Below are 12370 nucleotides of genomic sequence, written 5' to 3'. Positions count from 1 at the left end.
AACGCATCATAATTGGGGGGGTGTTGGGGTGGTGGAGAAAAACCGTTCGGTGGAGCAACCGCAGTCGGATGAACTGACTGACGACACCGAGGCAAATAAACTCTGGACAGAACCAGAGGAGCTACTCAAGGATGAGGTGGGAATTCCCGCAGATGCTGAGACCGCTTCCAGTTGGAAGGCGGTTGAAGTCGTGGTCGATGCGACGCGTATTTACCTCAGTGAGATTGGCTTTTCGCCATTATTGTCCGCCGAAGAAGAAGTTTATTACGCCCGGCGTGCGCTTAAAGGGGATGATGATGCGCGACGGCGCATGATCGAAAGTAATCTGCGCCTTGTTGTCAAAATTGCCCGTTATTACATGAATCGTGGACTCGCCTTTCTGGATTTGATCGAAGAAGGCAATCTTGGGTTGATTCATGCGGTGGAAAAATTCGATCCTGAACGCGGGTTTCGATTTTCCACCTACGCCACCTGGTGGATACGTCAGACCATCGAGCGAGCGATAATGAATCAAACTCGCACTATTCGTCTCCCGGTCCACGTCGTCAAGCAAATCAATAGCTATCAAAAAATTGCCCGCAAGCTTGCCCAAGAGCTCGATCACGATCCCAGTCCCGAAGAAGTCGCCGCCAGGCTCGAATTACCCCTGGCTGAGGTGCAAATGATTTTAGGTTTGCAGGAACAGCTATCAATGGTTGAATCGGCGAGTCTTGATAAGGATCGCTTGTTGCAGGAAACGATCGCCGACGAAAATCAAATCGATCCCGCCGCGCAACTGCAGGAGGAAGAAATCCAGGCCAGTATCGCCGCCTGGTTGTCGCAGTTAAATGAAAAACAGCGCCAAGTCGTTGAGCAGCGTTTTGGACTCAATGGCGATGAGATCGCCACCCTTGAGGAAGTCGGCGAACGCATCGGTGTAACGCGTGAGCGTGTTCGCCAAATACAGGTTGAGGCGTTGCGTAAACTGCGGCGTATACTTGAAAAACAGGGCATTTCTGGCGATCAGTTGTTGGGATAAAGTTGAAAGCAGGGTGGGTTAACCGCGTTGCGGCGCAATCCACCCACTTGTCGCCACAAGCGACACATGAATGAACCCACATCGTTGTCATGTCGCAGATTGAGAGCAGCTACCAAAGTTCAAAACCAATGCCATAAGACGAGCTCTTCATGAAATATGAAGCAATGTTGATCCCATAGCCGTCAAAATAATATAGGTATAACGGAACATCAAAAATCCTGAACGTAGCCTCTAATCTGCGGGTCGAGTTATGGCCTGGATCATGATACCCCGTTCGATAAATGGCGCTGAGTTTTATTTCGTCGAAGTACCAATGTTTACGTTTAAGCGTCTGGCCGACGATTAATCTCAGGCCGTCATATTCATCGATTGGCAACGCTACTCCGACAGGGACTTCCCATGGCCATTTTTCCTCTCTGTCAAGTTTGAACATCTGTTTGTTTAAGTAGAGGTGCCCCTGCAAGTAGACGTACCAACTCTCCTCGGGTGTAACGCTCAACTCCAGATGCAAATAGTCCCAGCCGCGGCTGACATAATCCTGGACATTAGTGGTGTTTAAAAAGTCAGCTTGATTATCGATCGTCTGACCATTTGATTCATGAAAGTAGCCAAACTTTGCCTTGCGTAATGTGTTGTGCCCCAAAAAACGGTATTCGTACATCAGCCCAGGATTTTGCCGCCGTGAGATGATGGGGGAGGAGTAGCGTGATGCCAGGTAAAAATCATACAGGCCATTGTAATTGAAATTAAGTGCGGAATTTTTTCCCAAGAGATATCGAATTGGTCGTTGCAGAAGAGGATATTTGATCGAAAGATAAAACTCACCATGATAGTCATCATCTCCTTTATCGCGGGCAAACACGAAATAGGAGGGTTCGTTGCCGCTAAGATAGTGACTAATGGTATCGACTTTATTTTCCTGATTGGCATCGTCGGCATCCGCCTGCACGCCAACGAGTAACAGCAAACCACAACCCAAAACGATATGTAAGCTAAATCCCCTCATCCCTGCCCTCGCTTGTTACGATCTCATTCATGTGAATGCAAATGTGGAAGCCTTGATATTTATTTAGCAGCTGCTGCGGTGAATTACCAATTAATCACTGAGTCGGGAAAAGTCCTCAAGGAACTGAAGTGGCATTGCAGTGAATCGCAGGCATGATTGCCGACCGTCTTTATTGAGTTGCGGTCGCCAAGCGTTGTGCCGGACGGATTATTGTTGGAGGTTGTTAACGGTGGAGACTGATGTAATGCCTGGCGCAGGCAAGGAATAGTGATGATTGGGAAGTACGGTGCATACCCAAAAATAAATCTACCGAATCATCATCAATCCTGCCACCACCTTTCTGCCTTCCAGGCTGAGCACGTTGTAGGTGCGGCAGGCGGCGGCGGTGTCCATCACTTCAAAGCCGATATGTTGTTCCATCAATGGGGTGAGGAGGGCGCGGTCGGGCCAGGTGAGGCGGGTACCGGTACCGATGAGGACGACCTCGGGATCATAGGCGGCGAGTTGGGCGATGTGGTCACGGCTGAGGGTGCTGATGTCTTGTGGGGGCCAATCACGGATCACGGTTTCGGCAGTGATGATAAAGCTTTGACTGAGCCTCTCGTAGGGCAGGCGCGGTTTAGCGTTGGGGCTGGCATTGCGGGCCTCATCCATCTCTTCCTGACGGGGGGGGAGGCTGACAATGATTTCACCACGCTGATAACTACGAATGGTGTAGATGCTAAAATCAATGTCCTGGTTGAAAGCCATGGTGAGTCCTTTCGTTTTGGAACCCCATTTTGGGTCATGTTATTCCCGCTTTCAAGGTCATAAACGCGTGGTAATTGACAGGGTTAGTCAGCCTCGGTAATGTTAGCGCCCAGTATACTGGCTCTGCCCGCGGGCGGAGCTTTTGTTATTTCATCAGCAGTGGAAGTACGACCTTGATCGACGATTTTCCAAGAATTAAACGCCTGCCCCCGTACGTGTTCAATATCGTTGGCGATTTGAAGGCGAAGGCCCGCGCCCGTGGGGAGGACATCATCGATTTCGGCATGGGTAATCCGGACCAGCCGACACCACAGCATATCGTCGATAAACTGATTGAGGCGGCGCAACGGGGCGATACTCACCGCTATTCCTTGTCGCGCGGTATCCCGCGCCTGCGTAAGGCAATTTGCGGTTGGTATGAGCGCCGCTTCCAGGTACAGCTCGATCCCGAGAGCGAGGCGATTGTGACCATCGGTTCCAAGGAAGGTCTGGCCCATCTGGCACTGGCCACGGTGGGGCCGGGTGATGCGGTACTGGTGCCGAATCCCGCCTACCCGATCCATCCCTATGGCTTTGTCATCGCCGGGGCGGATATCCGCCATGTGCCGTTGGTGGAAGGCGGTGACTTTTTTGCTGAACTGGAGAAGGCGATCAAGGACTCCTGGCCCAAGCCGAAGATGCTGATATTGAATTTCCCCGGCAATCCGACGGCGCAGTGTGTGGAGCTGTCTTTCTTCGAGAAGGTGGTGGCGATTTGCCGCGAGCACAAGATTTGGGTCATTCATGATCTGGCCTACGCGGATATTGCCTTCGATGGTTACGTGGCGCCTTCGATCATGCAGGTGCCCGGCGCCAAGGACCTGGCGGTGGAGTTCTTCACGCTTTCCAAGAGCTACAATATGCCTGGCTGGCGGGTAGGTTTCATGGTCGGTAACCCCAAGCTGGTGGCGGCGCTGGCACGGATGAAGTCTTATCTGGATTACGGCATGTTCACGCCGGTGCAGGTGGCGGCCATTGCCGCGCTGGAAGGGCCGCAGGACTGTGTCCGCGAGATCAGTAATATGTACCAGGACCGCCGTGATGCGTTGTGCAGTGGCCTGAACTCGATTGGTTGGGACGTGACGCCGCCGAAGGCGACGATGTTCGTCTGGGCGCCGATTCCGGAGCAATACCGTCACCTGGGGTCATTGGAATTTTCCAAGAAGGTGTTGCGTGAGGCCAAGGTGGCGGTGTCACCGGGCGTCGGTTTTGGCAGTTATGGCGATGATCACGTCCGCTTTGGTCTGATCGAAAACGAACACCGTACCCGTCAGGCGGTACGCGGCATCCGCGACATGCTGCGCCGTGACTCGAAAGCGGGTTCGGATGTGTCGGCTAAATAATTTTGAACCACAGAGGCACAGAGAACACAGAGGAATTTATTGATCCGGCATGTAACAGGCTGCGTTGATGCTCTTTCTCCCTGCTAGGGGGGATTGAATTGTAGCTTCTTTGTGCCCTCCGTGCCCCTGTGGTAAAGAACTAATTAAATACAAATAGTTGGGAGAACAATCTTGAAACCGGTTAAAGTTGGATTGCTGGGCCTGGGCACCGTCGGTGGCGGTACGGTCAGTGTATTGAAACGTAACGCCGAGGAAATTCAGCGCCGTGCCGGGCGTGGGATCGAGGTGGTGATTGCTGCCGCCCGCGATCTTAAAAAGGTTCGCAATGTTGACACCGGAAACATCCAACTCACCACTGATACCCTGGCCGTGGTCGATCACCCGGACGTGGAGGTGGTGGTTGAATTGATCGGCGGCACTACGGCGGCCCGCGATCTGGTCATGCGCGCCATCAATAATGGCAAGCATGTGGTCACCGCCAACAAGGCACTGATCGCCCGGCATGGTAATGAGATTTTCGCCGCCGCCCACAAGAAAGGTGTAATGGTCGCGTTTGAAGCGGCCGTCGCGGGTGGGATTCCGATCATCAAAGCCATCCGTGAGGGCTTGGCCGGGAACCGGATTCAATGGCTGGCCGGGATCATCAACGGTACGGGTAATTTTATCCTTACCGAGATGCGCGACAAGGGCCGTGCCTTTGGTGATGTACTGGCTGAGGCGCAACGTTTGGGTTACGCCGAAGCTGATCCGACCTACGACGTCGAAGGTATCGATGCCGCCCACAAACTGACTATTCTGGCCTCGATCGCGTTCGGAATTCCGTTGCAGTTTGAGAAGGTCTACACCGAAGGCATCAGCAAGATTACCCCGGCTGATGTTTCCTATGCGACGGAATTGGGTTACCGGATCAAGCATCTCGGCATCGCCCGCCGTACCGATAATGGCATTGAGCTGCGCGTGCATCCGACCTTGATTCCGCATCGCCGCCTGATCGCTAATGTGGATGGCGTGATGAATGCCGTGCTGGTGAAGGGCGACGCTGTCGGGCCTACCCTTTATTACGGCGCTGGCGCGGGTTCTGAACCGACCGCCTCAGCGGTCGTCGCGGATCTGGTGGATGTCGTGCGCGTGTTAACCGCGGATCCCGAAAACCGGGTGCCGCATCTGGCCTTCCAGCCGGATCAGCTCGCTGACTTGCCGATCCTGTCGATGGATAAGGTGCAGACCGCTTATTATCTACGCCTGCATGCGGCGGATCGTCCGGGCGTGCTGGCCGATGTCACGCGTATCCTTGCCGATATGCAGATCAGCATCGAAGCAATATTGCAGAAAGAACCGGCAGAGGGCGCAAGTGAAGTGCCGATTATCATTCTGACCCACAACATTCGTGAAGAGCAGATGAATCAGGCGATCAAGCGTATTGAAGCGTTGGATACGATCCATGGCAGCGTAATGCGGATTCGTCTTGAGACGCTGGATGCTAATTGATTTTTTGATTTTAAAAATCCAACGCGGACGAGCACAGGGATGTGCGAGGTAGTGCAACGCAGGAGCGGTTGCCGAGGCGCAGAGACGCGGAGAAAAATCAAAAGGAGCATGTTTTAGGCCCTTACTTCTTTTTCTCATCTTATCTCTAGCAGGAAGAGGTTTTTTATTTAGTAACATCTCTGCGCCTCCGCGTCTCTGCGTTGGATTTTTATCGGTTTTGTATTTTTTGCTAATTGTTAAGGAGTCATACCATGCCCTTTCGTTCCCGCTACACCGGCCTGATCGAGAAATACCGTGACCGTTTGCCGGTGCATGACGACACCCGTATCATCAGTCTGGGCGAGGGCAACACGCCGCTGATTCGCTTGAGCAACATCCCGCGCGAATTAGGCAAGGACGTGGACATCTACGTCAAATACGAAGGTTTGAATCCGACCGGCTCATTCAAAGATCGCGGCATGACCATGGCCGTGACCAAAGCCGTGGAAGAAGGCAGCAAGGCTATTATTTGCGCTTCGACGGGTAACACCTCCGCCGCCGCTGCGGCCTACGCATCCCGTGCCGGAATTACCGCGTTTGTGCTGATTCCCGAAGGCAAAATTGCCATGGGTAAGTTGTCGCAGGCGTTAATTCATGGCGCGGTGGTGATCCAGATCAAGGGCAATTTCGATGCCGGAATGCAATTGGTGAAGGACGTCGCCAAGTTGGCGCCGGTCACTATCGTCAACTCGATCAATCCCTATCGTCTGCAAGGACAGAAAACAGCAGCGTTTGAAATTGTCGAGGAGCTGGGTACGGCACCTGATTTTCACTGTCTGCCCGTCGGCAACGCCGGCAATATCTCGGCGCATTGGATGGGCTACAAGGAATATCATGATCACGGCATCGTCAATAATGTGCCGCGCATGGTCGGTTATCAGGCCAGTGGTTCCGCGCCCTTCATGCGCGGCAAGATGGTCGATAATCCCGAGACCATCGCCACCGCGATCCGCATCGGCCACCCGCAAAGCTGGGATATGGCCTGGAAACTGCAAAAAGAATCCAATGGCTGGTTCGACGAATGCACGGATGAAGAGATCCTCGCTGCTCAGCGTCTGCTGGCAGTAAAAGAAGGTGTGTTCTGTGAGCCAGCATCGGCGACGTCACTGGCCGGGGCGTTGCGTGATATCAAGAACGGCAAGATCCCTGCCGGCAGCAAGATTGTCTGTACGCTCACCGGTCATGGCCTCAAGGATCCGGACACCGCGATCAAGCAAGGCAAGTCGCCATTGATCACGGTAGAGGCAACCATGGATGCCGTCAAAAAGGCCATCCTTGATAATATGGCTTCATAACTATTTGTTAATTAAAGAAATAAATTCAATATTCAGGGTATTCTAAATACATGTAAAGATGTTTAACAATTTAGTCGACAAATACTATGTGTGACCAAGTTTGCGGTATTAATGTGAACTGACTCCAACTTAAGAGTCTGTTTTGTAAAAGGCAACCCGATGCGAAAGTGTAGGGGCGCAAAGTTACCGGTCTAAGGGGCGACAAGCCCTATGACAGCGGGACCGCCGAAACAGGATTCATCCTCCTATGGGACGGCTGTGCGTTTTCGTCTCGCCTTCGGCAAATAATAGATCAGGAATCCCGGTACTACAAAGTGCCGGTCTTCGGTATCTGCAAATTGTGCAATGCGGCGAGGTGTATCATGGGTAACAACAATTTTGCTTTAGTCATCGATGATTCTGTTTCCATGCGTCAGTATGTGGCTTCAATCTTGCGTCAAGATGGACGTGTGGGCGAAATAGTTGAAGCCGAAAGCCCCGATCACGCTTTACGGTTATTGCAACAACATGACGGCAATTTGCAATTCATCGTCAGTGACTGGAACATGCCAGGCATGCCGTTGGCGGAGTTTCTCAAGAGCCTTCAATTGCGTCCCAGACTGGCCGGAGCCCCGATTTTTTTGTTAACCGCCGAAAACGAGCAAAAGGCGCGTTCAGTGGCAGACTCAGTAGGTGCCACGGCAGTACTGACCAAACCATTTGATCCGGAGCGATTAATGGTGCTGGCGCTGGCGGCGGTGGGGGTTGTTGAGCGACGTTGCGCTAAACGTATTCTTCCCTTTATCGGATGCGAGGTAGATCTGGGGTTTACAGACACTCAGCTAACTTATGCGGCTGAAATTGTGAATATTTCCGATTCTGGAGTTTTACTGCGTTCGCGAGTCCCCGCACAAGGCGTTGGTTATGTCTACGATATCGCTACATTGGTGTTGCGCCCCGCAACGGGTGAGACGCTCAAGCTGTATGCCCAAATAATACGTATTGAGGGGGAACGCACAGAACCAAAAGAAGATAAGAAAGTGCTGATTGCATTCGAGTTCGGCAGGATAGATGACGGCATGAGAAGGTTGTTTCGCCAATATTTGCAAATGAATGATCCAGAGGCAATGATCCAGAGGCCGTGCCGTCAGTGAAAAATTAATCAGCCTTGAGTACTTCGCATAATATATATTATGTTAAATCGCGTATAAGCCTCCGGCAGGCGAAAATGCAGCATCCCCAGCGGATGTCCACTGTCGTCTCTCACCCCGCATGCTTCAGGACGACCTTTGGTCATTCCTGGTAGCTGGTTGGAAGTTGCGTCATCATCGTGCTGCCAGCCAGCATACGACCATACGACCGCTGGAACTTCCCTGGTCACAAGCGGACAGCATGCAACCGAAGCTTGCAAGTGCCAGGGGGTGTCACTTCGAGGCTGCTGATTTCCCACTTCTCACTCTCGCGTACAAACGCGCGGATTCAAAGCCAAGAAAGCCTGGTTCGGATTGAGGTGAAGATCACGGCGTAATGTCGTGGCGGGTGTTGTCATTAAATTTCCATCTTCTATTCAACAATGAAGCCTTAGGAGCCTATGAAAAATGTCTTATGTTCCTTCTCCCTTCGGGAGAAGGTTAGGATGAGGGGATCAAACACAAGGCGATATTTCATACCAATCCCCTCACACCCTCGGCAACTGCTCCGTGTTGCCCTACCTCGCGCATCCATGCGCTCGCAACCCTCCGGGGGGAGAGGGAGAAGTTTTTCAACAAGCCGTTAGGTATTCTTCTCCATGATATTCGTGGGAATCTGATCAAGGCTAAGTTGATTCTTATCTTCCCAGTATTTTTTCAAACCCTCGGCCCCTTTTTTCTTCGCCCAGTCATTGAGCAAATCACGATCACCTTCATAGGAATAATACGGCACTCCCATGCCACAGGAGGTTTGCACCAGATCGATTGAGAGATCAAAAATCTGTCTGGCGCCGGGTAACGGCACAAATTGTGGGAACAGTCCATCCCACTCGGGATCATTCTTATGGATAACCCTGGCCGTACCATATAACCGGAGAATCAGCGGATCGCCCTCAAATGCACAGAACATGAGCGTCATGCGCGGATGTTGCTGGACGTGCGCCGACGTTTCATTGCCGCTGCCGGTAACATTCAACCACGCCACGCGGTTGTTACCCAACACCCGCAGCGAATCCATCCCTTTTGGTGAGACATTCACCCGGCTGTCTGCTTCAGAAATACGTCGAGCACGTGCCGAGCATTTGCTGCATTTAGTTGTAGCGCGCCGTGCCCTTGTGCGGGGTCTTCGATGCGTTCAATCACGGTGGCGCCCTGCTCCACTAGCCAATCAGCCGTTCGCCTCATGGCTGAGATGCCGTCTCGATCGGGGTTCGGATCGCGTCCGCCAGCGGCAGTTATCCAACGAGTGCCACGTAGCGGATGATCACCAAAGGCCCCCGTGAGAATTGCCCGCGTTGGTGGAAAGTCGGTGGCGACGCCTCCGGAACTGGCGACAATGAGCGAAAAATAGTGCTGGCCTCGGCCAGCATCGATCGCGGCGACGGCGTAAGAATTGGCAGACCCGCGACTGAACCCGTGCAACATGGCCATCCCCGGTTGCACGCCGAGTTTCTGGAGCGCAATGTCAATTTCCCGGTAGATTTGCAAGGGTGCGTAATATGATCGCGGTGTATCGTCGGCACCGATCCACCACTGCACACTGAGTAACCCAACATCGCGATCTTTCAATGTCGGGTACCAGATGGCAAGATCATCCGTGGCAAAGCCACGGGTTCCATGAAGCGAAACAATCCAGCGCTTCGGATTTGTTCCGGGCGCTTTCCACGCCACAACAAAACTCTGGCCATCCGATGTTGGCAGAACATCGGGATTCAATTTGGCGGCCTCTGCAAACCAATGCCCGCTTTGTGCCCGGCGGTATACATCTTCCGATGGACCATGAAGCATTACCTGGCCCGGGGCTGCGAACGCGGGTTGCCAGCACAACATAAGAGCTAGGCAAGTTGTGACAATGGTTCTTATCGATTTTGAGAAAAGTTGAATTGTCATAGTCTTTGTATAGAGGAATGAGATTGTCACCAACATCAGTCAAACGTTTTGCGTAATAACTGGTGGATCAAATAATATGAGTGTCAGCGAATGCCGCTTTATGCCGTCAGCGTTGACGCGATTATTAGGCGCCGTAACCATAACAATCAAGACCGATAACCACTAACAATGGCTGAAACGGTAATGGCTGTCCTTTTTTGATTTTATCCCATTCATTTTGTACAACCACTGAATCTAGTGCGCCCGTAGTAAATGCATTGGTCACAACTGCACCTGTTTGTTCATCCTTAAGTCCTCTAATTTTTTCAATCGGGAGCTTACCCAAATAGAGCTGCCTTTTTACAAATAGACTGACTGTTAATTTGACCTCGACCAAGTCGTGGCGACCATTATCCATAAGGGTTGATTGGTCAAAGAAGATGGGTAGATCATGGTGCTCGCCCGGATCAGTTGGGTACTTTCCAAGGTCCCAGTTTATCCGAGCCGTTTCGATAATCTTGCCAATTGGCTCACCATCCTTGTCGTAAACAGGCAAAGTATAGAAGTCAATAGGCATCGAAAAAGGTTTAGGCGCCGAAACGCTAATTCCGAATGACATGTAAGTGGTTCTGAAGTCACAGAGAACTGGCGCAGCGACAGTGGCCGTCCATTTATGTGGATCGGTATCAATAGGGCTATACAATTCAATCTGAAGTTTCTTTGCACGTTTCTTAGCAGATTTTGTGAAACCATTTGGGCAAACAAGCGCTCCTTTATGCGCGCCAACATCCTGCACTAACCCGTAAAATTCCTCAACTCCCTTTACATCGACAGGTGATGCGTAGTCCTTACAATCAATCACTATGCGCATCATGTATTGGCCTACATTTTGCTCAACCAGGACATCTATCTGGCGTTCTGTTTCGCTTTGAAGTCCTGGCAGCTTTACGTTATGTCTGACAATAGCCCCTGGTGCCAATTGCTTTTGGATCGCTGCCACGAGATGTTCAAGCTGCTCCCACTCAGGTGATTTCTGGTCTGTCGCTTCTGACACGTAGCTCTCCACAAGAACGTCAGCGGCTTTGCATTCTGCCTGTGCCTAACTACTAATATCCGACCTAACAACCGCAAAACAACACGGCCACCTTTTCGTTTTATCCATTTTCTACCACTTATTTCACGCGGTTACAAATTCTTTTGATAAATCCTGTCAGCATGACCGCAGGCGGTCTTAAGGCAGCGATGCACTCCCCCGTCTGGATGGGACACAGAATGGTTTACTTTTTCGACAAGGGGGGCAGCGCTATAACCGCAGCCCGCACCGCATCGGCTGCATCAATGAGATTTTTCAACATCGTTTCATCAGCATCAAAATGCCCTTCATATTCGGCGATATTACGTATCTCGTGCGCTTTGGCGAGCACACGCCAAACGGCGGCGGGCAGTCCAAGTGTATGCGGTAACGCCTGAAACACGAGGTAGCGGCTGTCCGAGCGATAGCCGTGCCAGCGCAATGCCGCTAGCGAAAATGCGTGAGCCGCGTTGTAGGCAAGATCGAATCGGCTCGATAGGGCAAGATTTGTGTTGCGTGCATCTTTCAGCCGTTCACTCCCGGAGGTGACTAATCCTTTGATCTCCGTGGGTGCGCCCGGTTCTGCAACCAGTTTGCCGATTCGGGCAAGATTCCCGAGTTCTTTGGATTTCTCAGCCAAGATCTTCTTCCGTGCCGATGAGGAACACCTTAGGTTGAGCGGCTACCTTTACAACAAAGGAATTGCCGTCTTTCCGCTTCTTTCGCCAATTTGCTGGGGTATAGACCGTCGGATTTACAGTGCGCCCGAGTTTCGTTTCCGCCGACTGTAACACTGTAAACACATCTGCATAGTCCACACTGTTGGAGAGTACGAGCACATCGATGTCACTGGATGCAGTATCGCTGCGCTTAGCCACGGACCCGAACACGAAGGCTGCCGTGATGCGGTCCGCCAGCGGCGCCAGCGCTTCCCGCAACGGTTCGGCCAATCCCACGGTCTTCTGCGCGATGGCGCAAAGTTCGGCATAGATGGGTGAATTTGGATTGGCCTGATAGTGCTTCTGCGTTCCCACGCGCGTGACTGTTACCAAGCCACTGTCAGCTAGCCGTGCCAGTTCGCGCTGAACAGCACCAGAGCCGCCACCGGCTAGCCCGATTAGCTCGGTAGCGAAGAAGCTGCGCTCCGGCTGGCCGAACAAATAGCCCAGCACACGCTGCCGAATAGTCGAAAAAAGAGCGTCTGCCAGACTGGTGCGTTTCAGGATTTTGGAACCCCGGGTTTTAGCTTTTGTGCCCATATTGGGCATATTAATGCCCATTT

11 protein-coding genes, 1 pseudogene and 1 riboswitch are annotated in these 12370 nt (G+C 52.1%); of the genes and pseudogenes, 5 read left to right on the top strand and 7 right to left on the bottom strand.

Going from position 1 to position 12370, the window contains the following annotated elements; translation table 11 throughout:
* Positions 1–28 precede the first annotated feature (28 nt).
* Positions 29–1018, top strand: a complete 990-nt coding sequence (gene rpoS / locus HY272_04670; GenBank protein ID MBI3771975.1) for an RNA polymerase sigma factor RpoS — start codon at positions 29–31, stop codon at positions 1016–1018.
* 109 nt (positions 1019–1127) lie between these two features.
* On the opposite strand, the gene HY272_04665 is transcribed toward rpoS, so the two are convergent.
* Positions 1128–2024 carry a phospholipase A gene (locus HY272_04665; GenBank protein ID MBI3771974.1) on the bottom strand — a complete coding sequence of 299 codons (897 nt, stop codon included), beginning with the start codon at positions 2022–2024 and terminating at the stop codon, positions 1128–1130.
* Positions 2025–2330: 306 nt separating this feature from the next.
* A complete protein-coding gene (locus HY272_04660) occupies positions 2331–2774 on the bottom strand; it encodes an Mth938-like domain-containing protein (GenBank protein MBI3771973.1) in 444 nt (147 codons plus the stop codon).
* Between the two features lie 173 nt (positions 2775–2947).
* Here HY272_04660 and alaC point away from each other — a divergent pair, with 173 nt between their 5' ends.
* From alaC to HY272_04640, 4 genes are all read left to right on the top strand, one after another.
* The gene (gene alaC / locus HY272_04655) at positions 2948–4156 is read left to right on the top strand and encodes an alanine transaminase (protein MBI3771972.1); all 1209 of its coding nucleotides are present in this window, start codon (positions 2948–2950) and stop codon (positions 4154–4156) included.
* Between the two features lie 171 nt (positions 4157–4327).
* Positions 4328–5644, top strand: coding sequence for a homoserine dehydrogenase (locus tag HY272_04650; GenBank protein MBI3771971.1), 1317 nt, complete (start codon positions 4328–4330; stop codon positions 5642–5644).
* Positions 5645–5895: 251 nt separating this feature from the next.
* Positions 5896–6978: a threonine synthase gene (locus HY272_04645; GenBank protein ID MBI3771970.1), complete on the top strand. Its 1083-nt coding sequence runs from the start codon at positions 5896–5898 to the stop codon at positions 6976–6978.
* A 140-nt stretch (positions 6979–7118) separates the two neighbouring features.
* A riboswitch (cyclic di-GMP riboswitch) is annotated at positions 7119–7208 on the top strand.
* A 132-nt stretch (positions 7209–7340) separates the two neighbouring features.
* Positions 7341–8111 carry a response regulator gene (locus HY272_04640; protein MBI3771969.1) on the top strand — a complete coding sequence of 257 codons (771 nt, stop codon included), beginning with the start codon at positions 7341–7343 and terminating at the stop codon, positions 8109–8111.
* 619 nt (positions 8112–8730) lie between these two features.
* Here HY272_04640 and HY272_04635 read toward each other — a convergent pair.
* The 5 genes and pseudogenes from HY272_04635 to HY272_04615 all read right to left on the bottom strand — a co-directional run bounded on the left by HY272_04635 (position 8731) and on the right by HY272_04615 (position 12347).
* Positions 8731–9198, bottom strand: a pseudogene (locus HY272_04635) (pyridoxamine 5'-phosphate oxidase family protein).
* Positions 9183–9935 (bottom strand): hypothetical protein, encoded by a 753-nt coding sequence (locus HY272_04630; protein ID MBI3771968.1) that lies wholly within the window; start codon positions 9933–9935, stop codon positions 9183–9185. Before HY272_04630 ends, HY272_04635 begins: the two are co-directional and overlap by 16 nt.
* Positions 9936–10161: 226 nt before the next feature.
* Positions 10162–11070: a restriction endonuclease gene (locus tag HY272_04625; GenBank protein ID MBI3771967.1), complete on the bottom strand. Its 909-nt coding sequence runs from the start codon at positions 11068–11070 to the stop codon at positions 10162–10164.
* A 223-nt stretch (positions 11071–11293) separates the two neighbouring features.
* Entirely contained in the window at positions 11294–11728 is a 435-nt protein-coding gene (locus HY272_04620; protein ID MBI3771966.1) for a hypothetical protein, read from the bottom strand.
* Positions 11721–12347: a nucleotidyltransferase domain-containing protein gene (locus HY272_04615; GenBank protein MBI3771965.1), complete on the bottom strand. Its 627-nt coding sequence runs from the start codon at positions 12345–12347 to the stop codon at positions 11721–11723. The genes HY272_04620 and HY272_04615 overlap by 8 nt, the downstream gene beginning before the upstream one ends.
* Between the last annotated feature and the right edge of the window lie 23 nt (positions 12348–12370).

Source organism: Gammaproteobacteria bacterium, assembly GCA_016200485.1.
GTDB lineage: Bacteria > Pseudomonadota > Gammaproteobacteria > Tenderiales > Tenderiaceae > JACQEP01.
Note: the sequence above shows the minus strand (reverse complement) of the source record. Positions and strands in the feature narration are given on the sequence as shown.

Bases quoted from the DNA above. Each gene is read 5' to 3' on its own strand.
- HY272_04665 (MBI3771974.1), bottom strand. From the start codon at position 2,024: ATGAGGGGATTTAGCTTACATATCGTTTTGGGTTGTGGTTTGCTGTTA.
- HY272_04660 (MBI3771973.1), bottom strand. From the start codon at position 2,774: ATGGCTTTCAACCAGGACATTGATTTTAGCATCTACACCATTCGTAGT.
- HY272_04645 (MBI3771970.1), top strand. From the start codon at position 5,896: ATGCCCTTTCGTTCCCGCTACACCGGCCTGATCGAGAAATACCGTGAC.
- HY272_04640 (MBI3771969.1), top strand. From the start codon at position 7,341: ATGGGTAACAACAATTTTGCTTTAGTCATCGATGATTCTGTTTCCATG.
- HY272_04630 (MBI3771968.1), bottom strand. From the start codon at position 9,935: ATGCTTCATGGTCCATCGGAAGATGTATACCGCCGGGCACAAAGCGGG.
- HY272_04615 (MBI3771965.1), bottom strand. From the start codon at position 12,347: ATGGGCACAAAAGCTAAAACCCGGGGTTCCAAAATCCTGAAACGCACC.